Raw genomic sequence first — 24,169 nt, forward strand, 5'->3', positions numbered from 1 at the left:
AGGGTGACGCCTCCCGGCCGCCCTTCCGCACACCAGGCCCGGTGACACAGAGTGAGCGGCGGAAGCGAACACCGACCAACCACGGGGGTTGATCCATCATGCGTACGACCGTCCTCGCGGCGGCCGCCCTGGCCGTCACCGCACTCGTTCCCCAGGCCCTGGCCCACGACCGGGCGGCGGCGGCCCCCGAGCGGTCCCCGGGCGTCTCCCTCGGGGCCTGCGAGGCGGGCAGGCTCTGCCTCTGGAAGAAGCCCGACTTCACCGGGGCCCGCCACACCTTCGAGCTCTCCGGCGTGGACATCGAGAGCTGCGTCCCGCTGCCGAAGGGCGGCGACGCCCAGTCCCTCGCCAACCGCACCGGGCGGCCCGTCACCACCTACCAGTCCGCCGAGTGCGCGGAGACGGGGGAGTTCGAGACGTACCCCGGCGGCGGCACCTGGACGCCCCGGTCCCCGTACCAGGTACGAGCCTTCAAGATCTGGGAGAACTGAGCCCCGGCACGCCTCAGGGGCGGCCACGCTCCCGCGCCACCGCCCCTGAGGACCTTCCGTACCGCGACCGCCGCTACGCGTCGCCGCCCGCCGCGCCCGGATCGGCCGCGGCCACGTCCAGGAGCTCGTAGCGGTCCACCGCCGTCTTCAGGGCCGACCGGTCGACCTTGCCCTCCTTGGCCAGCTCGGTGAGGACCGCCAGCACGATCGACTGCGCGTCGATGTGGAAGAACCGGCGGGCCGCACCCCGGGTGTCCGCGAAGCCGAAGCCGTCCGCGCCCAGCGACTGGTAGGCGCCCGGCACCCAGCGCGCGATCTGGTCCGGAACCGAACGCATCCAGTCCGAGACCGCCACGAACGGGCCCTGGGCCGCTTCGAGCTTCTTCGTGACGTACGGGACGCGCTGCTCCTCCTCCGGGTGCAGGAGGTTGTAGCGCTCGACGTCCACCGCCTCGCGGCGCAGCTCGTTCCAGGAGGTCGCCGACCAGACGTCCGCCTTGACGTTCCACTCGTCCGCGAGGATCTTCTGCGCCTCCAGGGCCCAGGGGACGGCCACACCGGACGCCATGATCTGGGCCGGGATCTCGCCCTTCTCGCCGGTGCTGAAGCGGTGGATGCCCTTGAGGATGCCCTCGACGTCCACATCCTCGGGCTCGGCCGGGTGCTGGATCGGCTCGTTGTAGACGGTGAGGTAGTAGAAGACGTCCTCGTTCGCCTCGCCGTACATCCGGCGCAGCCCGTCCTTCATGATGTGCGCGATCTCGAACCCGTACGCCGGGTCGTACGCGACACAGCCCGGGTTCGTCGAGGCGAGCAGCTGCGAGTGGCCGTCCGCGTGCTGGAGGCCCTCACCGGTCAGCGTGGTGCGGCCGGCGGTCGCGCCGAGCACGAAGCCGCGCGCGAGCTGGTCGGCCATCTGCCAGAACTGGTCGCCGGTGCGCTGGAACCCGAACATCGAGTAGAAGACGTACACCGGGATCAGCGGCTCGCCGTGCGTGGCGTACGCGGAGCCGGCCGCGATCAGCGAGGCCGTGCAGCCCGCCTCGGAGATGCCGTCGTGCAGCATCTGACCCGTCGGGGACTCCTTGTACGCGAGCAGCAGATCGCGGTCGACCGCCTCGTACTGCTGGCCGAGCGGGTTGTAAATCTTCGCACTCGGGAAGAACGCGTCCATGCCGAAGGTGCGGTACTCATCAGGGGCGATCAGCACGAAACGCTTGCCGATCTCCTTGTCCCGCATGAGATCCTTCAGGACGCGGACGAACGCCATGGTGGTGGCGATCGACTGCGTACCCGAACCCTTCTTCGCAGCCGCGTACGTCTTTTCCTCGGGCTGCGGAAGCGGCTTCGCACGCACCACACGGGTCGGGACGTAACCGCCCAGACCCTGGCGGCGGTCGTGCATGTACTGGATCTCCTCCGAGTCGCGACCCGGGTGGTAGTAGGGCGGGTAGCCCTCGTCCAGCTGCTTGTCCGTGATCGGGATGTGCAGCCGGTCGCGGAAGCGCTTGAGGTCCTCGACCGTGAGCTTCTTCATCTGGTGGGTCGCGTTGCGGCCCTCGAAGTTCGGCCCCAGCGTCCAGCCCTTGACCGTCTGCGCCAGGATCACCGTCGGCTGGCCCTTGTGCGCCTTGGCCGCCGCGTAGGCCGCGTAGACCTTGCGGTGGTCGTGACCGCCGCGGCCCAGGTGCAGGATCTGCTGGTCGGTCATGTCCTTGACCATGTCCCGCAGCCGCGGGTCGTCGCCGAAGAAGTGCTCGCGGATGTACTCGCCGGTCTCGGTGGCGTACGTCTGGAACTGACCGTCCGGCGTGGTGTTCAGCCTGTTGACCAGGATGCCGGTGCGGTCCTGCGCCAGCAGCGGGTCCCAGGAACGGTCCCAGACCAGCTTGATGACGTTCCAGCCGGCGCCCCGGAACTGCGACTCCAGCTCCTGGATGATCTTCCCGTTGCCGCGCACCGGGCCGTCGAGGCGCTGGAGGTTGCAGTTGACCACGAAGGTCAGGTTGTCCAGATTCTCACGGGCCGCGATGGACAGCTGGCCCAGGGACTCCGGCTCGTCCATCTCGCCGTCGCCCAGATAGGCCCACACGTGCGACTTGGAGGTGTCGGCGATGCCGCGCGCCTCCATGTAGCGGTTCATCCGCGCCTGGTAGATCGCGCCGAGCGGACCGAGGCCCATCGAGACGGTCGGGAACTCCCAGAAGTCCGGCATCAGCCGCGGGTGCGGATAGCTGGACAGCCCGTTCGGGGCCTTCGACTTCTCCTGGCGGAACCCGTCGAGCTGCGCCTCGCTCAGCCGGTCCAGCAGGAACGCCCGGGCGTAGATCCCCGGGGACGCGTGTCCCTGGAAGAAGATCTGGTCGCCGCCGTCGCCCTGGTCCTTGCCCCGGAAGAAGTGGTTGAAGCCCACGTCGTACAGCGAGGCGGAGGAAGCGAAGGTGGCGATGTGGCCGCCGACGCCGATCCCGGGACGCTGGGCCCGCGAGACCATCACCGCGGCGTTCCAGCGCGTCGCGTTGAGGACCTTGCGTTCGATCTCCTCGTCGCCGGGGAAGAACGGCTCGTCCTTCGTGGCGATCGTGTTCACATAGTCCGTGCTGCGCATCTCCGGCACCGCGACGCGCTTCTCCCGCGCGCGCTCGATGAGCCGGAGCATCAGATAGCGGGCCCGCTCTCGGCCGCGCTCGTCGACGGCGGCGTCGAGGGAGTCGAGCCATTCCCGGGTCTCCTCGGGATCAAAATCCGGGACCTGGCTCGGAAGGCCGCCAATGATGATCGGGTTGCGATCGGATCCGGAAGCCACACTGTTCCTTCGCTGTTCGGTGGTGCTCTACGGGGCCTGCTACGGCGAACACGCCCCCGGGACAACTCTGGGTGCGCCGCCTCCATCGTGCTACCGCGAGGGCCCGAACGTCATCTCTACCGTGGGGTAACCCCAAGGTGCCGAAACGCGTCCACGGGGCACGCGTATGGGCAGTACGCGGCTGGGTACGGGCAAACCGCAACCTTACGCCCAAGCCGTCCAAGTGTTCCCAAAGGCTGTTCGCATCCGATTGGCGGATCGAAACCGCATAAGCTGAGGAAGGACGTAAACGGATGGAGTGACCCGGGGAGACCGCGGGGAGCCGCCGGAGAGACATGCCGGGACTTGCGGCGACGTGGCAGGGAACGTCACCGTATAGGCGGTCTCGCACGCTGGGTACTTGCGCGATTCGCCGAGCCCGTGTGGACTACGGCCAACGCCCCGCGCACGCGCGTGGCTGCAGCATTTTCCGAAGACATGATCAGGAGGCAACCCGTGAGCGCGACCGCGGACCACGCGGAGGAGCGGACCAACCCGGCAGCACGCCTGGGGTTCGAGCCCGGACAAGTGGTCCAGGAGATCGGCTACGACGAAGACGTCGAGCTGGAGCTCCGTGAGGGCATTGAGGCCACTACCGGCCAGGAACTCGTCGACGAGGAGTACGACGACGTCGCGGACGTCGTCCTGCTCTGGTTCCGCGACGAGGACGGCGACCTTACGGACGCGCTGGTGGATGCCATTGGTCTGATCGAGGACGGCGGTACGGTCTGGCTGATGACGCCGAAGACCGGCCGTGACGGATACGTCGAACCGAGCGACATCAATGAGGCTGCCCAGACAGCCGGTCTCGCCCAGACCAAGAGCATCAGCGCGGGCAAGGACTGGACGGGCAGCCGTCTGGTCACCCCCAAGGGGGCCAAGGCCAAGCGCTGAACCACGTTCGCATCCTTCGGGGCCCCCACGGGCGCACGCCGCGCCTGTGGGGGCCTTCGTACGCCCCGCGGCCCCCACGACCCCTCCCGGACCGGTCCACGACCCCTCCGAGAGCGGTCCACGGCCCCTTGGGGCCGGCCCGGGGCGCCTGCGTAGGGTGGGTGTCACCCGGACGGACCCGGCCCGGGATGCGGAGAAGCGGCGAAGGGATACGTGTTCCATGACGATCGAGGTCGGCAGTCAGGCCCCGGACTTCCAGCTCAAGGACAACCACGGCCGGACCGTGCGGCTGTCGGAGTTCCGCGGTGAGAAGAACGTGGTGCTGGTGTTCTACCCGTTCGCCTTCACCGGCGTCTGCACCGGCGAGCTGTGCGCCCTCCGCGACGAGCTGCCCCGCTTCGAGAACGAGGGCACCCAGCTCCTCGCCGTCTCCAACGACTCCATCCACACCCTGCGCGTCTTCGCCGAGCAGGAGGGCCTGGAGTACCCGCTGCTGTCCGACTTCTGGCCGCACGGGGAGACCTCGCGGGCGTACGGCGTCTTCGACGAGGACAAGGGCTGCGCGGTGCGCGGCACCTTCGTCATCGACAAGGCGGGCGTCGTCCGCTGGAGCGTCGTGAACGGCCTTCCGGACGCCCGTGACCTGAACGACTACGTCAAGGCGCTCGAAGCGCTCTGAGACGATCTCCTGGCGACGCCCGGTCAAAAGCCTGTTTTGGCCGGGAACCGGTCACTAGGATCCACTCGTTGATCCGATGCCAATGAACGACGGGGAAGACGGCGTCCGCCGGCCCCTGAGAAAACTACTGGAGGACTCGTGGGAGTCAGCCTCAGCAAGGGCGGCAACGTCTCGCTGACCAAGGCCGCGCCCAACCTGACCGCGGTCATCGTCGGTCTGGGCTGGGACGCCCGCACCACCACCGGTGGTGACTTCGACCTCGACGCCAGCGCGCTGCTGGCGAACGCCGAGGGCAAGGTCGCCGCCGACGGCAATTTCGTCTTCTTCAACAACCTGAAGAGCCCCGACGGCTCCGTCGAGCACACCGGTGACAACCTCACCGGTGAGGGCGAGGGCGACGACGAGGTCGTCAAGGTGAACCTGGCCGGTGTGCCGGCCGACGTGGACAAGATCGTCTTCCCGGTCTCGATCTACGAGGCCGAGAGCCGCCAGCAGAGCTTCGGCCAGGTCCGCAACGCGTACATCCGCGTGGTCAACCAGGCCGACAACACCGAGCTCGCCCGCTACGACCTGAGCGAGGACGCCTCGACGGAGACCGCCATGGTCTTCGGCGAGCTCTACCGCAACGGCGCGGAGTGGAAGTTCCGCGCCATCGGCCAGGGATACGCCTCCGGCCTGCGCGGCATCGCCCAGGACTTCGGCGTCAACGTCTGACGTCGCTGGGCCCCAGGTCCTGTCGTCGGACTCCCGTCGTCGCCCGGAGGGCGGGCGGGAGTCCGACGACAGGACCAGGGGGTGGCCGGCCCGATGCGCCGGACACTCCCTGACCGGGCGCTTTCGACGCCCGGCCCCGGGCGTCGAAAGCGCCCGGCAGCGTCTTACACGACTCGGGGAGGACACACATGGGCGTCACGCTCGCCAAGGGAGGCAACGTCTCCCTCTCCAAGGTCGCACCCAACCTCACCCAGGTGCTGGTCGGGCTCGGCTGGGACGCGCGCTCCACCACAGGAGCCGCATTCGACCTCGACGCCAGCGCACTGCTGTGCCAGTCGGGCCGCGTGCTCGGCGACGAGTTCTTCATCTTCTACAACAACCTCACGAGCCCCGACGGCTCCGTCGAGCACACCGGTGACAACCTCACCGGGGAGGGCGACGGCGACGACGAGTCCGTCATCGTCCGTCTCGACCAGGTTCCCGCCCACTGCGACAAGATCATCTTCCCGGTCTCGATCCATGACGCGGACAACCGGGGCCAGGCGTTCGGCCAGGTCAGCAACGCTTTCATCCGTGTGGTCAACCAGGCCGACGGCCAGGAACTGGCCCGCTACGACCTCAGCGAGGACGCCTCGACGGAGACCGCGATGATCTTCGGCGAGCTCTACCGGTACAACGGCGAGTGGAAGTTCCGTGCCGTCGGCCAGGGGTACGCGTCCGGCCTGCGCGGCATCGCTCTAGACTTCGGCGTCAACGTTTCATAACGCCGCGCCCGGGCCTTTCGTTTGGAGCGTGTCGGGCATCGCGTGCCCGACACGCTCCAAACGAAAGGCCCCAGGCGCCGGGGGAGCCCCGACGCACCGGGGGAGCCCCTTCACCAACACGATGAGGTAGCCAGTGGTTCTAAAAACCTTCGGCTGGTCGTTCGCGGTCACCGCGCTCGGCCTGGTCGCAGCGATCTTCTACGGGGGGTGGCAGGCGTTCGGCATCGTCGCGATCCTGTCCGTCCTGGAGATTTCGCTGTCCTTCGACAACGCGGTGATCAACGCCGGAATCCTGAAGAAGATGAACGCCTTCTGGCAGAAGATCTTCCTCACCATCGGCATCCTCATCGCCGTCTTCGGAATGCGGCTGGTGTTCCCCGTCGTGATCGTGGCCGTGAGCGCCCAGCTCGGGCCGATCGAGGCCATCGACCTGTCCTTCAACGACCCGGACAGGTACAAGGAACTGGTCACGGACGCCCATCCGTCGATCGCCGCCTTCGGTGGCATGTTCCTGTTGATGATCTTCCTCGACTTCATCTTCGACGAGGACCGTGACATCCACTGGCTGCGCTGGATCGAGCGCCCGCTCGCCAAGCTCGGCAAGGTTGACATGCTGTCGGTCTGCGTCGCGCTGATCATCCTGCTCATCACCGCCACGACGTTCGCGACCCAGGCCCACCAGCACGGCGGCGGACACGCCGACAAGGCGGCCACGGTCATGCTCTCCGGCATCGCCGGTCTGATCACCTACCTCGTCGTCGGCGGGCTCTCCGGATTCTTCGAGGGCAAGCTGGAAGAGGAGGAGGAGCGCGAGCACGAGGCCGAGGAAGAGGCCAAGAAGAAGGGCAAGCCCGTCACCGGGGTCGCCCTCGCCGGAAAGGCCGCGTTCTTCCTCTTCCTCTACCTGGAAGTCCTGGACGCCTCGTTCTCCTTCGACGGCGTCATCGGCGCCTTCGCCATCACCAACGAGATCGTGCTGATGGCCCTCGGCCTCGGCATCGGCGCCATGTACGTCCGTTCACTCACCGTCTACCTGGTGCGCGAGGGAACGCTCGACGACTACGTCTACCTGGAGCACGGCGCGCACTACGCGATCGGCGCGCTCTCGATCATCCTGCTGATCACCATCCAGCACCAGATCAACGAGTTCATCACCGGCTCGGTCGGCGTGATCCTGATCGCCCTCTCCTTCTGGTCCTCGGTCAGGCGCAACCGCGCCCTCGCCGCGAAATCCGATGGGGGCGGCGGCTCGGGAAGCAAGTCCGAAGTGTCCTCGGGGGTGTGACCCGGTAAGGATTGAGGAACGCTCTCTGCGGGGCGGCCCACACGGCGACGGCTCTCCGGGATCTCCCGGACCCGGCCCGGTGGCCGCCCCGCAGCGATGTCCGGGGCGCGCGAACAGGTGGGGGTTGGTATGGGATTCTTCGACGGCCTGTGGCCGGGGCGCGCGGCGCAGTTCGACTCGGGCAACTCGACGTCGAGCGCGATCGTGCTGACCAAACGGAACGCCACGATCTCGCTCAACAAGCAGGGGGCCCTGTCGGGCAACCTCCGGGTCAACCTGTCCTGGCGGATGCGGACCTCGGACATCGAGGGCCGGTCGCGCCGGAGCGGCATGCTGCGGCACCCCCTCGAACTGTTCAAGCCCGAGGTGGTCCAGGCGCACACCCAGGGCGTCGTCAACGTCGACCTGGACCTCGGCTGCATGTACGAGCTGATGGACGGCACCAAGGGCGTCGTGCAGCCGCTGGGCAGCCTGATCGGCGACCTCAACGGGCCGCCCTACGTCCGGCTCAGCGGCGACGACCGGTTCGGCGCACCCTCGGGGGAGACGGTCTACGTCAACCTCGACCAGCGTGACCAGATCAAGCGGCTGCTGTTCTTCGTCTACATCTACGACCGGACGCCCGCGTTCGACCGCACGCACGCCAAGGTCACGCTCTACCCGGGCAACGGCCCGCGCATCGAGATCGAGCTGGACGAGCGCGCACCGCAGGCCCGCTCCTGTGCGGTGTTCACCGTGGAGAACATCAAGGACGAGCTGATCGTGCGGCGCGAGGTGAAGTTCGTGTACGGCTTCCAGTCGGAGCTGGACCGGCTGTACGGCTACGGCATGCAATGGGGGCGCGGCTACAAGACCCGGACCTGAGCCCGGGCAGCCGTGAGGGCCCAAGGACGTGCACGGGAAGCAGGACGTGCGCGGGAATCGGGACGTACGCGGGAAACAGGACGTGCACGGGAAGCAGGACGTGCGCGGGAATCGGATCGGGGCGGCTCAGGACCGGACGAACTGCGGACCTTGTGGAGGCAGTACGAAATGGGGGTCGGGCGCGTGCGCGGCGGCTGCCGCGGGCTGCGGATAGCCGTACGCGGGCGGCTCGGGGGCGTGCTGTGGATAGCCGTACGCCGGCTGGTGGGCCACGGCGCCGGCAGCGGGGTGCGCGACCGGCGGCGGGTAGCCGTAGGAGGGCTGCTGGTGCTGGACCGTGGCCTGGGAGTCCGGCCCGGGCCCGGGCGGCACGGACGGCGGCGGGGGCACGGCGGCCGGGAGGGGCCCCGCGCCCACCGGAGCGACCGGGTCCTGCGCCCCGTTCACCGCCTGCGCCCCGTTCACGGCCTCCGATTCGTCCACCGAGATGCCGAAGGCGGTGGCCAGGCCGATCAGGCCGGTGGGATACCCCTGGCCGACCGCGCGGAACTTCCACCCTTCGCCGCGGCGGTAGAGCTCGCCGCAGATGATCGCCGTCTCTTCCCCGGTCTCCGGCCGGACATCGAACACCGCCAGTGGCTCGCCCTCGGCGAACGCGGCGTCGAAAAGGAGTATCCGCAGGTCCAGGACCTGCTCGAAGGCGGCCCCATCGGAGGAGGCCGCGATGACCACCTGGTCCACCGACGCGTCGAGCGCCCCGAGGTCCGCCTCGACCGTGTCCGTCAGCCCTTCCGGGACACTGCGCTTCGGCAGCCGCCGGACCAGGCCGGAGGGGTGCCGGGGCTGGTTGTAGAAGACGAAGTCCTCATCCGACCGCACCCGGCCGGACGCACCGAGGAGCAGGGCGGAGGCGTCCACGTCGGGAACCCCGGCGCCCGGGGTCCAGCGCAGCACGGCCCGGACGGCCGCGGCATCGACGGGGACGTTCGAGCCCTTCAGCATCGTGTGCGTCATGACGGTCATCCTGCCTGCTGGGGGCCCGTGCGGACAACGCGGGGGGCGGCACGACCGTGCCCGGAGGCGGTGTGGGCAAGGCGTGAAGATACCGCGACAGGGGGCCGGACAAGGGGCGGGTAACCGGAAATTCATGTACATGGGGAACTGTTGACACCCGTCCGTACGTACTATTACCGGCCATGCATTGTTCGGTCGGTCAGGCAGTTCGGGGGAAAATCATGCGTCACTTCGGGCATATATCGCCCACTGCCCGCGAGGGTCTGTTCTTCAGGGAGCCCTGCACGTTCACCGCGGACTCCCCGGCACGGATGCTCTCCGTCGCCCTGGGAGCCACGCTCTACTCCCCGGCGACCCGGCTGTCGCTCGCCGACGACGTGCTCAAGCAGGCCGCGCGCGGCGTCGTCTCCATGGTGCTGTGCCTGGAGGACTCCATCGACGATGCCGAGGTCACCGGCGCCGAAGCCAATCTGATCAGGCAGTTCGCCGAGCTGGCCGCCCGCGACGCGGCAGCAGGCACCGAGTCCACGGCTTCGGCGACCGCCCCGCGGGACCCGCGCGAGGCCACGGACGCCGTGGCCGCCGACGTACCGCTGCTCTTCATCCGGGTACGGGAACCGGCTCAGATCACCGACCTGGTGCGGCGCCTCGGCGACTCGGTCCGGATGTTGTCCGGTTTCGTACTTCCCAAATTCACCGAAGAGCGGGGCCGGCAGTTCCTGGAGGCGCTCGACGAGGCCGAGTCGGAGTGCGGACGACGGCTCTTCGCGATGCCGGTCCTCGAATCCCCCGAGTTGCTCCATCTGGAGACGCGCGGCGAAATCCTCCAGGGCATCGCCCGCAGCGTCGAGAAGCACCGGGACCGGGTGCTCGCGCTGCGGCTCGGCGTCACCGACTTCTGCTCGGCCTACGGACTGCGCCGCGCGCCCGACATGACGGCCTACGACGTCCATATCGTCGCCTCCGTGATCGCCGACGTGGTCAACGTGCTCGGCCGGGCCGACGGCACCGGCTTCACGATCACCGGACCGGTCTGGGAGTACTTCCGCCGCCAGGAGCGCATGTTCAAGCCCCAGCTGCGCCGCAGCCCCTTCCTGGAGGGCCGGGCCGAGGAACTGCGCACGGCCCTCATCGAGCACGACCTCGACGGACTGCTCCGGGAGATCGAGCTCGACCGTGCCAACGGCCTGCTCGGCAAGACCTGCATCCACCCCTCGCACGTGGCGCCGGTCCACGCACTGTCCGTGGTCAGCCACGAGGAGTACACCGACGCCCAGGACATCCTGAGCCCGGAGCGCGAGGGCGGCGGGGTGCTGCGCTCGGCGTACACGAACAAGATGAACGAAGTGAAGCCCCACCGGGCCTGGGCCGAGCGCACCCTCCAGCGGGCCGAGGTCTTCGGGGTGGCGAAGGAAGACGTCGGCTTCGTGGACCTGCTGGCCGCCGGCCTGACGAACTGAGCGCGCGTCGATGAGCGAGCGCGCGACGAGAGAAGAGACCGTGGACGTGGTGTGGTCGGGCAACTGGGTGGCGGAGCGACTGGGAGTCGCCCTCGAAGGCGACGGAGAGCTCCGGGAACTGCTGGGCCTGGCCCTGCGCCGCAACCCCAAGCGGGCGCATCTGCTGGTGTCCAACGTGCTGGGCAAGCACGTGCCCCAGCGGCCCTCGGTCGTCCACGGTGCCGGGTTCGAGCTGGGTGAACGGGTGCGGGCGCTCCTCGGCGCCGATGAGGCCCGCCGCGCGGTGGTCCTCGGGTACGCGGAGACGGCCACCGGCCTCGGCCACGCCGTCGCGGACGGCCTGCGGGACGCCCCGTACCTGCACTCCACCCGCCGACCGGTGGCGGGCGTGGAGCAGGCGGGCGGCTTCGAGGAGGCCCACTCGCACGCCACCTCGCACCTGCTGCTGCCGGAGGACCGCGACTTGCTGGCGAGCGGCGGGAGGGGGGCCGACGCCTCCGTGCTGGTGCTGGTCGACGACGAGTTCTCCACGGGCAACACGGTCCTGAACACCATCCGCGCGCTGCACGCTCTGCACCCGCGCGAGCGGTACGTCATCGTCGCCCTGGTCGACATGCGCTCGGCCGGCGACCGCGACCGGCTGACCGCCTTCGCCGCCGAGATCGGCGCCCGCGTCGACCTGGTGACGCGCAGCGCCGGCACGGTGGCCCTGCCGGACGGCGTTCTGGAACGCGGCCAGGCCCTGGTCGCGGCCCAGGAAGCGGAACAGGCGGACCGGGCCGCGACGGCCGGGCGGGCGGAGGGCCCCGAGGGGGCCGCCGAGCATGCGGACACCGCCCCCGTCACCCGCGTCGACCTCGACTGGCCTACCGCTGTGCCCGACGGAGGACGGCACGGCTTCACCCCCGCCCACCGGGCGGCGCTGGAAGCGGCGCTCCCGGGCATGGCGGACCGGATCGCGGCCGCACTGGACGACCGCACCGGCCCCCGCCCCCGCCGGGTCCTGGTGCTCGGCTTCGAGGAGCTGATGTACGCCCCGCTGCGCCTCGGCACCGCCCTGGAAGCGGCGCTGGGAACGGAGGCCGAGGTCCGCTACTCCACCACCACCCGCTCACCCGTCCTGGCCGTCGACGACCCCGGCTACGCGATACGCACCCGCCTCGTCTTCCCGGCCCACGACGACCCGGCGGACGGCCCCGCCGACCGGTACGCGTACAACGTGGCGGGCGCCGGCTTCGACGCCGTGGTCGCCGTCGTCGACTCCATCGCCGACACCCCCGAACTGCACGCCCCCGACGGGCTGTTGGCCCGGCTCGCCGAGCACACCGGCCACGTACTCCTCGCGGTCGTCCCCTCGTACACCCCCGCCCCCGTTCTCCACCGGCAGGAGCCCGCCGTGCTGCCCGAGCCCCTCCGAGGCCCCGACTTCTCCAGCTACGCGCCCGAGGACGTCGGCTGGCTGCTCCAGGACCTCTCGGACACCGAGCTGGAAGCACCCACCGAGGAGCGCGAGGAGGCCATCCAGAGCGGCGGCGCGCACTACGCGGAGTCGCTGCCCGTCGAGTACCAGCCGAGCGCCGCCTACCAGGCCCTGTTCACCGCCGCCCTGGAGACCTCCGCCGCGCGCATCGCCCGCGCGGTCGGCACCGTCACCGAGACGGTCCTCGCCGAACGAGGCCCCCGCCCCGTGCTCGTCTCGCTCGCCCGCGCCGGAACCCCGGTCGGCGTGCTGATGCGCCGCTGGGCCCAGCACCGGCACGGCCTGGACCTGCCGCACTACGCCATCTCCATCGTCCGGGGCCGCGGCATCGACGCCACCGCCCTGCGCTGGCTGGCCGCCCATCACGACCCGGCCGACGTGGTGTTCGTCGACGGCTGGACCGGGAAGGGCGCGATCACCCGCGAACTGGCCGCGGCCATCACCGAGTTCGAGACCGCGGGCGGACCCGCCGGCTTCGACCCGGAGATCTCGGTGCTCGCCGACCCGGGCGGCTGCGTGCGGACGTACGGCACCCGTGAGGACTTCCTCATCCCCTCGGCCTGCCTCAACTCCACGGTATCGGGCCTCATTTCCCGTACGGTGCTCCGCGCCGACCTGGTCGGCCCCGACGACTTCCACGGCGGGAAGTTCTACCGGGAGCTGGCGGACTCCGACGTCTCGGGACTCTTCCTCGACACGATCGCCGCCCGCTTCGACGAGGTGGCGGGCCAGGTCGAGGCCGAGGTCAAGGAGCTCCTCGCCGCCGACCGCGCCCCGACCTGGGAGGGCTGGGCGGCCGTCGAGCGGATCAGCGAGGAGTACGGCATCCACGACGTCAACCTGGTCAAGCCGGGCGTCGGCGAGACCACCCGGGTCCTGCTCCGCCGGGTCCCCTGGAAGATCCTCGCGAAGCGCGGCGCCGGCGCGGACCTGGAGCACATCCGGCTCCTCGCCGAACAGCGCGGCGTCCCGGTCGAGGAGGTCGACGACCTCCCGTACAGCTGTGTCGGTCTGATCCACCCCCGGTTCACGCGCGGCGCGACGGGCGCGGACGGCAAGGCGGTGCAGGGCGCATGAGCGCGACTTCACCGGCCACCCCGGCGGCGGCTTCACCGGCCACCCTGGTGGCGGCTTCACCGGCCACCCCGGCGGCTGCTTCACCGGTCACCCTGGTGGCGAGCGACCTCGACCGCACGCTGATCTACTCGGCGGCCTCGCTCGACCTGTCGATGCCGGACGCGGAGGCCCCCCGGTTGCTGTGCGTGGAGGTCTACGGCCACAAGCCCCTCTCGTACCTGACCGAGACGGCCGCCGCCCTCCTCACCGAGGTGGCGACCTCCACCGTCTTCGTCCCGACGACCACCCGCACCCGCGAGCAGTACGGGCGCATCCACCTCCCCGGCCCCGCCCCCCGGTACGCGATCTGCGCCAACGGCGGCCACATCCTGGTCGACGGCGTCTCCGACCTCGACTGGCGGCAGCGGGTGGAGGCCCGTATCGCGGAGGAGTGCGCCCCGCTCACCGAGATCCGCGCCCACCTCGCCACCACCGCAGACCCGGCCTGGCTCCTCAAGGAACGGGTCGCCGAGAACCTCTTCGCCTACCTCGTCGTCGAACGCTCCCTGCTGCCCGAGGAATGGGTGAAGGAACTGGCCGCCTGGGCCGGGCCGCTCGGCTGGACGGTCTCCCTCCAGGGCCGCAAGATCTACGCGGTTCCGGCACCGCTCACCAAGAGCGCCGCCATGCACGAGGTCGCCCGCCGCACCGGCGCCACGCGCACGCTCGCCGCCGGTGACTCCCTCCTCGACGCGGACCTGCTGCTCGCCGCCGACCTCGGCTGGCGCCCCGGCCACGGCGAACTGGCCGACGAGGGCTGGCGGGCCCCGCACGTGGTCGCCCTGGAGGAGCGGGGAGGGGCGGCGGGCGAGGAGATCCTGCGCCGGTTCCTGGCGGCCGCGGCTGCCTGAGTTCCCCTGCGGGCGGGCGCGCGTTGCGCGAGGGTGGGGGCATGACCAAGGGCAACGACACCACGATCACCGACGAGCTGTACACGTACATGCTGGCCCACAACCCGCCGCTGGACCCGGTCCAGCGAGAACTGGTCGACACCACGTACGCACGGTTCCCCGACCACGCGGGCATGCAGTCGGCCGAGGAACAGGCACCCCTGCTCGCCTTCCTCGTCCGGCTGGTCGGCGCCCGGCACGTGGTGGAGGTCGGCACGTTCACCGGCTTCAGCGCCCTGGCGATGGCCCAGGCGCTGCCCGCCGACGGCACGCTGATCGCCTGCGACATCTCGGAGGAGTGGACGGCGTACGCCCGTGAGGCCTGGGCGAAGGCGGGCGTCGCGGACCGGATCGACCTGCGCATCGCCCCGGCCCTGGACACCCTGCGCGCGATGCCCGCCGAGCCGCACATCGACTTCGCCTACCTGGACGCGGACAAGGGCGGCTACATCGCGTACTGGGAGGAGCTGGTGGACCGGATGCGGCCCGGCGGGGTCATCGCCACGGACAACGTGCTCTTCCACGGTGGGGTCACGGACCCGGGGGCGACCGGTCCGACGGCGGCGATCAAGGAGTTCAACGACCACGTGAGCGCCGACGACCGGATGGACAGCGTCCTGCTGACCGTCTCGGACGGCCTGACGCTGTCCCGCAAGAAGTAGGCCCCCGGCCGTCGCGGGGGCCCCGGGGGCGTCCGGCCGGGTTCAGCCGCAGCACCCGCCCCCGCAGCAGCCCCCACCGCCGCCGGACGGCGCGGGAGCGGAGCCGGCTGCACCGCCCACCGCCACGGTGGAGAGCAGCTTGACGGTGTCGTCGTGGCCTGCGGGGCAGGAGGCGGGGTCCGAGGACCGAGCCATGGGACGGCTGACTTCGAAGGTGTCTCCGCAGGTGCGGCAGCGGAATTCATAGCGAGGCATGGGCTCAGGCTAGAGCCATCGTGGCCGGGGGGCTACGTCCCCCGGCGGTCGCCTCAGGCGCCGGTGCCGCGTTCCTCGCGGATATCGGAGACCACCCGGGCGGCGGTCTGCCGCACGGCCTCGGTCTCGGTCAGGAAGTGCCAGTAGTCGGGGTGGCGCCCCTCCAGACCGGCGATGGCGCGTTCCAGCCGGGCCACGGAGTCGTCCAGGGGCCGCGCGTGCCGCGGGTCGGGCGTGTGCCGGCCGGCCATGGCGAGGCGCTGGGCGTCCCGCACCGCGAACCGGGTCCGCTCGATCTCCTGCTGCGGGTCCTTCGCCACGGCGTTCAGCTGCCGCAACCGGTCCCCGGCGGCGGAGACCGCCTCGTCCGTGGCGTTGAGGAGGGCGCGGACCGTGGACAGCCGGGACGTGGCGTCCGCCCAGCGCTGCTCGTCGCGCGCCTTCGCCGCCTCCGCGAGCTTGTCCTCGGCCTGCCGGACGTTGACGGCGGCCTGCTCCGGAACGGGCTGGAGGTCCTGCCAGCAGGCGGCCGAGAAACGCCGCCGCAACTCGCTGAGCACCGGCTCCACCGAGCCCGCCCGTGTCGTCAGGGCCTGGGCGCGGGTCCGCAGCGAGACGAGCCTGCGGTCGATCTCGGCCGCCCGCTCGGGCAGCCGCTCCGCCTCGATGCGCACGGCCTCGGCATCGCGCAGCACCGCGTCGGCCCGCTGGAGGGTCTCCGCGACGCCGTGCGCTCCCGCGCCCTGGTTCAGCTTGGTCAGCTCCGGGGCGAGCGCGGCGAGCCGGGCGGCCAGCTCATCGGCCCGTAGTCCCGCGGCCCGGGCCCCGTCGAGGGCGTTGCTCGCTCCCAGGAGCGCCTGCCGGGCCCGCTCGACAGCGGGGGCGAGCCGGGCGAGCTGCGTCTCCGCGCTGCCCAGCAGGGGCCCGAGCCCCTGGGTGAAACGATCCAGCTCGCCCTTGACCCGCACGAGGTCGTCCTTGGCCCGGGACAGCTCGGTGCGGGCCCGAGAGGCGACGGCGGGCTCCAGATCGTCCCGGTCCAGGTCATGACTGTCGACGGCGGTGATGTAGGTGTGACTGACCTCGTCGATGCGCCGGCCCAGCGCGGCGAAGTCCTCGGATGCCTGGCGGCCGCGGGAGGAGCTGTCCACGGCGTTGATCGTCTCGATGGAGATCCTGAGATCACGCTGGGCGCTGTCCAGCTCGTAGAACGCCTCGGCGGCGGCGTCCTTCGCGGCCTGCGCCTCGGCCCGCTCGTTCTCCCCGCGCCCGCCGAACCACCGGCGCGTACCGCCACCGGCGAAGGCGGCGGGCAGCGCGGCGAGCACGAGGGGCACGGGCAGGAGCATCAGCGCCAGGACGTCCCGGCCGCCGGAACGGCTCCGCGCGCGCGGCCTCCGCGACCTCCCGGGGGCGTGCTGCCCCGGCAGGCCCTGACCACTGTGGACGGCGGAACTCCCACCCGCTCCTGCCTCCGGCCGCGCGTGTGTCGCCGTCACATCCCTCTCCCGTGCCGATTCGCCCTGCCCGGTACATTCTCCCACCTGGTAAGGACGAACACACGGGTCGGTTAGTTCGCGCTTCGCACGGTGACTTGGCCGTTGTCGCTGCGCGCCTTCACCACATGGGCGCTGTCGTCGCCGCGCGGCACCCCGATCGAGACGTCCCCGTTGTCGGCGGAAGCGTTCACCGCGTACCTCTGGCCGCCCGCCGGCAGGTCGATGGTGATGCCCCCGTTGTCGCTCACGGTGTCCACGAGGTCGGGAACGGAGCTGAAGCCCAACCGGATCTCCCCGTTGTCGGCGCGGGCGACCACGGAGGAGGCAGATATCCGGTCCGCCCGCACCTCCCCGTTGTCGCTCTTCAGCTTCAGCGCCCCGCTCGCGTCCCGGACGTTGATCTCCCCGTTGTCCGACGAGAGGTCCAGCGCGCGGTCGAAGCCGGTGGCGCTGATCGTCCCGTTGTCCGACGAGGCCGTCACCGCGACCCCGCGCGGCACCTTCACCCGGTGCCGGGCCTCGCAGTTGTTGATCAGCGCGTCACACTTCACGCGGAGCGTGAGGGTGTCGCCCTCCATGCTCCAGACGGGATCGGGCCCGCTGCCCAGCACCACCCACCCGTCGACCTGCCGCTCCACCTCGACCTGCTCCACGTCGGCGGGCACGAGGTCCACGGTCGCGTTCTCGGAGTCGATGGTCAACGTCTTCCCCTCCAGCGCGAACGTCTTGCGCTCCACGGGAGCGCCGTCGACGTCCGTGCTCCCGCACCCGGTGAGAGCCAGGACCAGCAAGGTGACCCCACTCCCCAGAGCGAGGGCCCGCCCCGGCGCTCCACGGAGCGTGCGGGTCGCTGCGCTCTTGAAGTTGTCCACGGTGATCGTTCCCCCAGTGCGTGCTGCCGGACGGTGCCGCACCGGGCGTCGCTGCCGGTGCACTCAAACCGTATGCACCGACGCCCCCCGACGGGATCCGGACGGCTACCGTCTCTTGGTGGGGTTATCCCCCGCACCGGCCTCCGCACCGCCACCGGCCCGGGACCCGGCCCCGGACCTGGCACCGACCGTGGGCCCGGACCTGGCACCGACCGTGGGCCCGGCCCCGGCACCGACCGTGGCACCGGCCCCGGTGGAGGCGGCCCGGTCCCGTCCCGACCGGTTTATGAGCAGGGGCGCCGGTCCATGTACGCTGTTGCCTCATCCACGGGTGCGTAGCTCAGGGGTAGAGCGCTGCTCTTACAAAGCAGATGTCGGCGGTTCGAAACCGTCCGCGCCCACAGCGGTAATCAGCAGGTGAGAGCCTGTATCGGCCCCTCGGTCCACACGGACCGGGGGGCCGTTTCCATGATCGATGCCACGTGGATGCCACATCCCCACCGGAGACGTCGAATTCGTCACCCGTCCGAGGGATGGACTCCGTGGCCTCGGCACATGGATTGCAGGGCACGGACGGGTCAGGCGTGACTCCCCACACGCGTCTGATACGCGCCGTCCGAACACCTGTGGCGCTGCGACGAAGGTCCAGTGGCAGGATGGCGGCTTCGATCATCCTGAGAGGCCATGCTCGTGCCCACGCCTGCCGACTACCTCGCACGGGCACGTGCCGAGAGAGACAGTTTGGCCCTGCAGCGTCTCGCGACATGCCCGTACCCTTTTGTTTGGCATGCCCTGGCCACCAATCCCCACACGCCGCCCGAAGCCCTCCAGGAACTGAGCGCGGCCCGCGACAGCGCCTGGAACGACAACAAGCTTCTTCGCCTGCTCGCGGGCCATCCCGGTGCGAACCCTGTCGTTCTTCGCGCTGTTCTCGAAGCCGTTGCAGCGAAGCTCGATGAGGGCGAGCGGCCCTACGCCGCCGTGCTGGCTCTCGCGGACCGGCTGGAGCTTGAGGTGGATGAGGTGAGGAAGCTCGGAACCCTTCGCGGTGCCTCTGCTCGTCTACGCCATCTGCTCAACCTGCGGCTGAGCATCCGTATCTGAAGCACCCCCTCTGGCCGCACGTACGATTCCGCCATGCGTAAAGGTGCGATCAGCCGGGATGGTGTCCTCAAGGCCGTAGCCGAGTACGACGACTTGGGCCGCGAAGGATTTTTATCCAAGTACGGATACAAGCCGGCGACCGGGTACCTCCTCGTGCAGGAGAAGCAGACATACGACTCCAAGGCCATCGCAGGCGTGGCCCACAAGTTTGATCAGGGCCGAGTGCTCAGGCCGGAAGAGTTGAGCGGGGGAAGGTCGCACGCGGCCAGGTGGCTCGCCAGACTCGGGTTCGTCATCCGCTCGTCTCGCAGTCCCGACTGGACTCGTGACGAGATCATTCTGGCCTGTGACCTGGCGATGGCTAACGGGTGGAAGCGGCTGGAGTTCGACGACCCACGTGTGGTCGAGCTGTCTGCACTTCTACAGACCATGCCGATCCATCCTGAAGAACTACGCAATGAGCTATTCCGGAATCCCAACGGCGTGGCCCGCAAAACGGTTGACATCACGTGCCAGCACCCGGACTACCGAGGGAAACCCACGAACGGCAACATGCTGGATGCCCAAGTCATGAACGATTTCCTTGCCAGGCCGGCCGAGATGGCGGAGGTGGCCCAGCGGATCCGGCTCGGCCTTACCGCGGGTGCGTTTCAGGACCTGTCCCTGGAGGCGGAGGAGGAAGACGAGTTCAGCGCCCCCGAAGGCCGGTTGCTGCTGCGCCGCCACCGCAGTCGCGAGCGGAACAAAGGTCTGCGCAAGAAGAAGATCGATACTTGCAGCGCCAGGGGCGTCAACTTGAGTGCGAGGCGTGTGGATTCGACTTTGAACGGGTCTACGGCGACCGTGGAGAGGCTACATCGAGTGCCACCACGTCGTTCCTCTCCATGAAGCCGGCGAAGGCAGGACCAAGCTCAGCGATCTCGCCCTCCTGCGCCAACTGTCACCGCATGATTCACCGGCGTGCGCCATGGCCGACCCCTGGGGAGCTGCGAGCCTCGATAGAGCAGAATCACGCTGACGACAGGCGCGCCGCGACAGCATTGACACGACCGCGCAGGGCAGCCGACGAGCAGGTGCCGAGCCCGTGAACTGACAGCAGCGTCGGCGCGCAACGGCAGCCCCGGAGAACCCTGGACGGCCGCCGCGGCCGAGTCCGCCAGGGTGCTCAACCACCTCCGGCCGAACTTACAAAGCAGATGCCGACGGTTCGAGACCGTCCGTGCTCACCAGCGCGAAGGGCCGTACCACCACCCATGGGCGGGGAACGTCGGCATCTACTTCTTCCCGGTCGCGGGGGCATCGCCGCGACGACGGTTCTCAAGATCGTCATCATTGACCAGCGGTATCGCGCGCCTCGGTGATGAGCCTCTGTACTTCCATGACCACATCGCGGAGGCGTCCCGGCCGTACGGCCTCGCGCGCCAGCCACTCATCGAGTCGGGGTCGCAGATACCGGACTGTCCCGTGCCCGTGACGCCGCAGTGCCGAGCGGTTGATCGAGATCTCTGCCTGGATCTCCCGCCGCAGGTCGTCAGTCCAGCCCTGCTCACGGTCAATGCGCTTCAGCGGAGCCTTCAGGGCGGCCACGGCACGGTCGAGGGACTCCGCCAGATCCACGGCTCTCCAACCTCATGCGTGTCGAACGGTGAACCATCGTATGTCCCGTCACCGGGCGCGGTCACTCACCGCCTCCGCGATCGACAGGCTGTTCTCGTAGAGGTGGTGCCTGGTGATCCGGCCGTTCTCCACGGTGAGGCGCAGCGCGAACGGTCCCTCGAAGGATCTGCCCGTCGCCCGCACGGTCCCCGACAGGTGCCCCGTCAGGACGGCGTCCGTGCCGTCGACGAGGAAGGCGTCGACGGAGGCGCGTGCGTCCTCGGGGACGGTGTGTTCCATCAACTCCGTGAACTGGGAAGCGCATTCGGCGGCCGTGTACCGGGGGCGGATCCACGGCACGGTCGGGTTCTCGGCGAGCAGCCAGTCGACCTCGTCGGCGAAGAGCGCCGTGAGCCGGGCGGTGTCTCCGGCCAGCCGGGCGGCGAGGAACTCCTGGACCACGGCCCGGGTCGTATCGGCGGAGGAGGGCGCCGGGCCGGCCGGGCTTGCCGTGGGAGTGGGGGACGTGACGGACATGGGGGTCTCCTCGCTGCGGGGGCCGGGGCCTGTCAGGGCGTCCCGTCGATGGGTCCGATCCTGCCCAGGCGGGCGGACGCGGTCGATTACGCCGAAGGTAATGCCGGAAGCGATGAGGGGGCGGCAGCGTCGGGACTCCTCCTTGGGCGCGTGTACGGGGGCAGCTGGACGTCTGCCGTTCGACGGACCGGCCTACCCTGGGCCGGTGCGCCGCGAGGAGCCGCGGATGAACGTTTCGTCGTCCGTGCGGCCCCGTGCGGCCCTGCGCGGCCCCAAGGTGGTGACCTGCGGTGACGCAGGCTGTGGCGATACGACGGTTCGAACGAACGACGTTGTACGAGGGAGCAGTTCATGGGGCGGACGCTGACCGAGATCCTGGACGGGGCGGCGCACGGGCGGTTTCCGGAGACCGACGGGAGGACGGTCGTGGTCGCCGCGCCGAGTGGCCGCGACACGGGGGTGATCGCCTTCACCGCGCACTCCGTCGTGTTCACCGATGAGGACCCCGAGTGGGTCCACGCGACGCTGGCCGCCCTGGAATGCGATGCGCTGGCCGCCACGATGCACCCCCGCTTCCTGACGGCCTTCCTGGAGCGCACCGGGCGGGTCACCGACACGATCGACCTCCTGACCGTGGCGGCCTCGCTGCCCGGTGAACCCGCGCTGGACCTGCGGGAGGTCACCGATCCCGTACACCCGCGGGTGATGAGTGCCCGTCGGCGCCGGGACGGGGTGCGGATGTGGGAGGTCGACGGCGGAGTGCTGGTGCTCGGGCGCGGGGTGGCGGGGCGGTGGGAGGTCGCCGTCGAACTGGACGAGGACGCCCGGCACCGGGGCCTCGGCCGCGCCCTCGCCACGGCCGCACGGCACCTCGTACCCCCGGGCGAACCGCTCTGGTCGCAGCAGGCCGCGGGCAACGCGCGCAGCATCCGGGCGTTCCAGGCCGCCGGATTCCGCCCGGTCGGCTCGGAGGCGTTGCTGTTCGGCCGCGGTCGGGGGCAGGACGCCGGGGGAGCGTGAGGGCTGTGCCGCATTCCCCGTACGGCGGCCGCGGCCTCCCGCTACGCTGCCCGACATGATCGACTCACCCGCGAGCCCGACGGACACCGAGGTGGCGGCGGTCGCGGCCCTGGCCGGGGCGGAGGTCGTGCGTGCCCGGTACGGGCGGCGGCACTCCCGTATCGACAAGGGCACCGGAGACTTCGCCACCGACGTCGATGTGGCGGCCGAGGAGGCGATCCTCGACATCATCCGTACCGCCCGGCCCGGCGACGCGGTGCACGGCTAGGAGGGCGGCCGACGAGGCGCGGTCGACGCGGTGCGCGAGTGGTTGGTGGACCCCTTGTGCGGGACGCTCAACTACGCCACCGGATCCCAACTGGTCGCCGTCAACGTGGCGCTGCGCGCCGGCCCGGCCGCGGTGGCCGATCCGTTCAGCGGCGAGGTCTTCCTGACCGACGGCGAGACCGCATGGGTCCGTTACGGTGCCCACGGGGAAGCGGACGGCGGCGACCGTGCGGACGGGGACGGCAACGCGTACGTGTGCGGGGACGGGCAGGCCGCCATCCCGGTCCGGCGTGCTGCGGGCGGCCAGGGCTCCGGCCCTGGTGCGGGTCGACGGCCGGTCGGCGAGGAGCGGTTGGCGCCGACGGCGGACACCCGGCTGGTGGACGTGAACCTCGATCCGCCCTTCCCCGGCGCGCCCGGCTTCCGGGCCGTCGACCTGCTCGCCCACCCAGGGTTCGTCGAACGCTTCCGCCCCCGCGTCGTCTCCACGACGCTCGCCCTGGCCTGGGTCGCGGCCGGTCGGAGGGCCGCCTACGTCACCGACGGCGGCGACCTGAGCGGGAGCGTGCACTTCGCCGCCGGGATCGCCCTGTGCCGGGCCGCCGGCTGCGTCGTCACCGGGGTCGACGGTGCTCCCGTCGGGCCGGGGGGCCGTGGCCTCGTCGTGGCCGCGGACGCCGGAACGCACAGGCTGCTGATGGCGTTGATCCGCGGCCGCGGGCGGGATGCCTGAGCCACCGCACCGCCTGGGCCGAGCCGGGGGTGCGCCCGCCGCGCAGCGTCCCCGTCAGACGTGCAGCTCGGGCGGGAAGCCGGTCCAGCGGAGTTCGGCGGGCAGGTGGCCGGTGTCGTTGAACAGGAGGAGGGCCGGGGGACGGCCGGGCGCGTAGCGGATGACGGTCAGCGCGGCGTTGGCGTGGTTGATGCCCAGCCAGCGCCACTCCGGGGCGTCCAGGGCGGCCCGGACGAGCCAGCCGACCAGGAAGTTGTGGGTCACGAGGAGCTCGTGGCGGGGCTCGTCACCCTCGACCGTTCCCGTGAACCGCGCGAGAGCCTGCCGGGCCAGCCCGGGCCCCTGCTCGCGCTCAGCCGCCGGGAACCCGGCCAGCCGGGCGAGCGTCGCGTCGGCCGACTCCGCCGGCAGCTCTTCCCGTCGCGGCAGGTACGGGAGGTAGTCGCCGGCCGGTTCGGACCGCAGCAGAGGAACTCCCGCCAGCCGCTCGCCGACCAGCCGCGCCGTCTGCTCGGCGCGCGGGAGCGGGCCGTGGTGGATCGCCGTGATCGGGGCCTCGCGGAGCCGCTCCCCGAGCAGGGCGGCCTGACGGCGGCCGTCGTCGGTCAGCGTGCTCTCATCGGCGGAGGCCTGACCGTGCCGGGTGAGGTACAGGTAGCGGGCAGCCGTTGCCGTCATGGGCGGTTCCTCCGTCGCGGTTCATGATCATACGAACGCCTGCGGAGACGACGGACCGCGCTCGGGCGGTTCCGCCGAGGTCAGCGGGGGAAGGGACCGGGGGGCACGCCTCCCGGGATGCGCGGAGGCGGTGCTCGGGGGACCGTGGAGGCATGGCCGAGCACCCGCCCGTGATCGTCTATCCGCCCTCCGCGACCGGAGGGCGGCGGGTCACCGTGCACGGGCAGATCGTGGGCCTGGCGCACGGGCGGGGCGAGGTGGCCGCGTTGCTGAGGGCCGCGGGGTTCGCCCCGGGGCCCGACAAGATCGTCGAGCTGGACCGGCCGGGGCTGATCGAGTGGCGCGGCGGCGACCTCGACACCTGGGAATGACCCCGTGTCTCGACACCCGGGAGTGATCCCGTGCCAACACCCATGCCTCGACCCCATGCCTCGACACCTGGGAGTGATC

General features: G+C 70.5%; 25 protein-coding genes and 1 tRNA gene. 18 read left to right on the forward strand and 8 right to left on the reverse strand.

Annotation, left to right across the window (positions count from 1 at the left end):
- Nucleotides 1-98 precede the first annotated feature (98 nt).
- Nucleotides 99-491, forward strand: coding sequence for a peptidase inhibitor family I36 protein (locus tag N7925_RS26260; RefSeq protein ID WP_265601885.1), 393 nt, complete (start codon nt 99-101; stop codon nt 489-491).
- Nucleotides 492-564: 73 nt separating this feature from the next.
- Here the strand turns inward: N7925_RS26260 and aceE are convergent, their stop codons facing one another.
- Entirely contained in the window at nt 565-3,297 is a 2,733-nt protein-coding gene (aceE, locus tag N7925_RS26265) for a pyruvate dehydrogenase (acetyl-transferring), homodimeric type (protein WP_265601886.1), read from the reverse strand.
- Between the two features lie 495 nt (nt 3,298-3,792).
- Between aceE and N7925_RS26270 the strand changes: the two genes are divergently transcribed.
- The 6 genes from N7925_RS26270 to N7925_RS26295 all read left to right on the forward strand — a co-directional run bounded on the left by N7925_RS26270 (nt 3,793) and on the right by N7925_RS26295 (nt 8,536).
- Nucleotides 3,793-4,230: a DUF3052 domain-containing protein gene (locus N7925_RS26270; RefSeq protein ID WP_030585952.1), complete on the forward strand. Its 438-nt coding sequence runs from the start codon at nt 3,793-3,795 to the stop codon at nt 4,228-4,230.
- 220 nt (nt 4,231-4,450) lie between these two features.
- The gene (locus tag N7925_RS26275) at nt 4,451-4,909 is read left to right on the forward strand and encodes a peroxiredoxin (RefSeq protein ID WP_003969401.1); all 459 of its coding nucleotides are present in this window, start codon (nt 4,451-4,453) and stop codon (nt 4,907-4,909) included.
- Nucleotides 4,910-5,047: 138 nt separating this feature from the next.
- A complete protein-coding gene (locus N7925_RS26280) occupies nt 5,048-5,623 on the forward strand; it encodes a TerD family protein (protein ID WP_265601887.1) in 576 nt (191 codons plus the stop codon).
- 188 nt (nt 5,624-5,811) lie between these two features.
- The gene (locus tag N7925_RS26285; RefSeq protein WP_265601888.1) at nt 5,812-6,387 is read left to right on the forward strand and encodes a TerD family protein; all 576 of its coding nucleotides are present in this window, start codon (nt 5,812-5,814) and stop codon (nt 6,385-6,387) included.
- 133 nt (nt 6,388-6,520) lie between these two features.
- A complete protein-coding gene (locus tag N7925_RS26290; protein ID WP_274345351.1) occupies nt 6,521-7,672 on the forward strand; it encodes a DUF475 domain-containing protein in 1,152 nt (383 codons plus the stop codon).
- A gap of 129 nt (nt 7,673-7,801) precedes the next feature.
- Nucleotides 7,802-8,536, forward strand: coding sequence for a TerD family protein (locus N7925_RS26295; RefSeq protein ID WP_265601889.1), 735 nt, complete (start codon nt 7,802-7,804; stop codon nt 8,534-8,536).
- A gap of 126 nt (nt 8,537-8,662) precedes the next feature.
- Here the strand turns inward: N7925_RS26295 and N7925_RS26300 are convergent, their stop codons facing one another.
- The gene (locus tag N7925_RS26300) at nt 8,663-9,550 is read right to left on the reverse strand and encodes a TerD family protein (protein WP_274345352.1); all 888 of its coding nucleotides are present in this window, start codon (nt 9,548-9,550) and stop codon (nt 8,663-8,665) included.
- Between the two features lie 221 nt (nt 9,551-9,771).
- Between N7925_RS26300 and N7925_RS26305 the strand changes: the two genes are divergently transcribed.
- The 4 genes from N7925_RS26305 to N7925_RS26320 are packed head-to-tail and all read left to right on the forward strand — an operon-like array spanning nt 9,772 to nt 15,158.
- Nucleotides 9,772-11,010: an HpcH/HpaI aldolase/citrate lyase family protein gene (locus N7925_RS26305; protein ID WP_265601891.1), complete on the forward strand. Its 1,239-nt coding sequence runs from the start codon at nt 9,772-9,774 to the stop codon at nt 11,008-11,010.
- Nucleotides 11,011-11,020: 10 nt separating this feature from the next.
- The gene (locus N7925_RS26310; protein ID WP_274345353.1) at nt 11,021-13,567 is read left to right on the forward strand and encodes a phosphoribosyltransferase; all 2,547 of its coding nucleotides are present in this window, start codon (nt 11,021-11,023) and stop codon (nt 13,565-13,567) included.
- Nucleotides 13,564-14,457 (forward strand): HAD family hydrolase, encoded by an 894-nt coding sequence (locus N7925_RS26315; RefSeq protein WP_274345354.1) that lies wholly within the window; start codon nt 13,564-13,566, stop codon nt 14,455-14,457. The genes N7925_RS26310 and N7925_RS26315 overlap by 4 nt, the downstream gene beginning before the upstream one ends.
- 41 nt (nt 14,458-14,498) lie before the next feature.
- A complete protein-coding gene (locus tag N7925_RS26320; RefSeq protein ID WP_265601893.1) occupies nt 14,499-15,158 on the forward strand; it encodes an O-methyltransferase in 660 nt (219 codons plus the stop codon).
- A 42-nt stretch (nt 15,159-15,200) separates the two neighbouring features.
- On the opposite strand, the gene N7925_RS26325 is transcribed toward N7925_RS26320, so the two are convergent.
- The 3 genes from N7925_RS26325 to N7925_RS26335 all read right to left on the reverse strand — a co-directional run bounded on the left by N7925_RS26325 (nt 15,201) and on the right by N7925_RS26335 (nt 17,784).
- A complete protein-coding gene (locus tag N7925_RS26325) occupies nt 15,201-15,413 on the reverse strand; it encodes an FmdB family zinc ribbon protein (protein WP_274345355.1) in 213 nt (70 codons plus the stop codon).
- 53 nt (nt 15,414-15,466) lie between these two features.
- Nucleotides 15,467-16,912, reverse strand: a complete 1,446-nt coding sequence (locus tag N7925_RS26330) for a hypothetical protein (protein WP_416222934.1) — start codon at nt 16,910-16,912, stop codon at nt 15,467-15,469.
- 71 nt (nt 16,913-16,983) lie between these two features.
- Nucleotides 16,984-17,784 carry a DUF4097 family beta strand repeat-containing protein gene (locus N7925_RS26335; RefSeq protein ID WP_265601896.1) on the reverse strand — a complete coding sequence of 267 codons (801 nt, stop codon included), beginning with the start codon at nt 17,782-17,784 and terminating at the stop codon, nt 16,984-16,986.
- 329 nt (nt 17,785-18,113) lie between these two features.
- On the opposite strand from N7925_RS26335, the gene N7925_RS26340 reads away from it, so the two are divergent.
- The 3 genes from N7925_RS26340 (at nt 18,114) to N7925_RS26350 (ending at nt 19,776) form a co-directional block, all read left to right on the forward strand.
- Nucleotides 18,114-18,185 (forward strand) — tRNA-Val (locus tag N7925_RS26340).
- Between the two features lie 283 nt (nt 18,186-18,468).
- Nucleotides 18,469-18,888 carry a hypothetical protein gene (locus N7925_RS26345; RefSeq protein WP_274345356.1) on the forward strand — a complete coding sequence of 140 codons (420 nt, stop codon included), beginning with the start codon at nt 18,469-18,471 and terminating at the stop codon, nt 18,886-18,888.
- A 33-nt stretch (nt 18,889-18,921) separates the two neighbouring features.
- On the forward strand, nt 18,922-19,776 hold the full coding sequence (locus N7925_RS26350; RefSeq protein WP_443032244.1) for an HNH endonuclease: 855 nt from the start codon (nt 18,922-18,924) through the stop codon (nt 19,774-19,776).
- A gap of 441 nt (nt 19,777-20,217) precedes the next feature.
- Here the strand turns inward: N7925_RS26350 and N7925_RS26355 are convergent, their stop codons facing one another.
- Both N7925_RS26355 and N7925_RS26360 read right to left on the reverse strand, forming a co-directional pair.
- A complete protein-coding gene (locus N7925_RS26355) occupies nt 20,218-20,505 on the reverse strand; it encodes a hypothetical protein (protein ID WP_274345357.1) in 288 nt (95 codons plus the stop codon).
- Between the two features lie 48 nt (nt 20,506-20,553).
- The gene (locus N7925_RS26360; protein WP_265601900.1) at nt 20,554-21,021 is read right to left on the reverse strand and encodes a nuclear transport factor 2 family protein; all 468 of its coding nucleotides are present in this window, start codon (nt 21,019-21,021) and stop codon (nt 20,554-20,556) included.
- A 351-nt stretch (nt 21,022-21,372) separates the two neighbouring features.
- Here N7925_RS26360 and N7925_RS26365 point away from each other — a divergent pair, with 351 nt between their 5' ends.
- Genes N7925_RS26365 through N7925_RS26375 form a run of 3 tightly spaced genes read left to right on the forward strand, consistent with a single transcriptional unit; the run spans nt 21,373 to nt 23,041 of the window.
- On the forward strand, nt 21,373-22,041 hold the full coding sequence (locus N7925_RS26365) for a GNAT family N-acetyltransferase (protein WP_274345358.1): 669 nt from the start codon (nt 21,373-21,375) through the stop codon (nt 22,039-22,041).
- Between the two features lie 55 nt (nt 22,042-22,096).
- Complete coding sequence (locus N7925_RS26370) at nt 22,097-22,309, forward strand: hypothetical protein (RefSeq protein WP_274345359.1); 213 nt, start codon at nt 22,097-22,099, stop codon at nt 22,307-22,309.
- Between the two features lie 30 nt (nt 22,310-22,339).
- Nucleotides 22,340-23,041: an inositol monophosphatase family protein gene (locus N7925_RS26375; protein WP_274345360.1), complete on the forward strand. Its 702-nt coding sequence runs from the start codon at nt 22,340-22,342 to the stop codon at nt 23,039-23,041.
- Between the two features lie 54 nt (nt 23,042-23,095).
- On the opposite strand, the gene N7925_RS26380 is transcribed toward N7925_RS26375, so the two are convergent.
- A complete protein-coding gene (locus tag N7925_RS26380) occupies nt 23,096-23,719 on the reverse strand; it encodes a histidine phosphatase family protein (RefSeq protein WP_274345361.1) in 624 nt (207 codons plus the stop codon).
- 152 nt (nt 23,720-23,871) lie between these two features.
- On the opposite strand from N7925_RS26380, the gene N7925_RS26385 reads away from it, so the two are divergent.
- Nucleotides 23,872-24,090: a hypothetical protein gene (locus N7925_RS26385; protein ID WP_228923307.1), complete on the forward strand. Its 219-nt coding sequence runs from the start codon at nt 23,872-23,874 to the stop codon at nt 24,088-24,090.
- The last annotated feature ends 79 nt before the right edge of the window (nt 24,091-24,169 follow it).

It is taken from the genome of Streptomyces sp. CA-278952, assembly GCF_028747205.1.
Classification (GTDB): Bacteria; Actinomycetota; Actinomycetes; order Streptomycetales; family Streptomycetaceae; genus Streptomyces.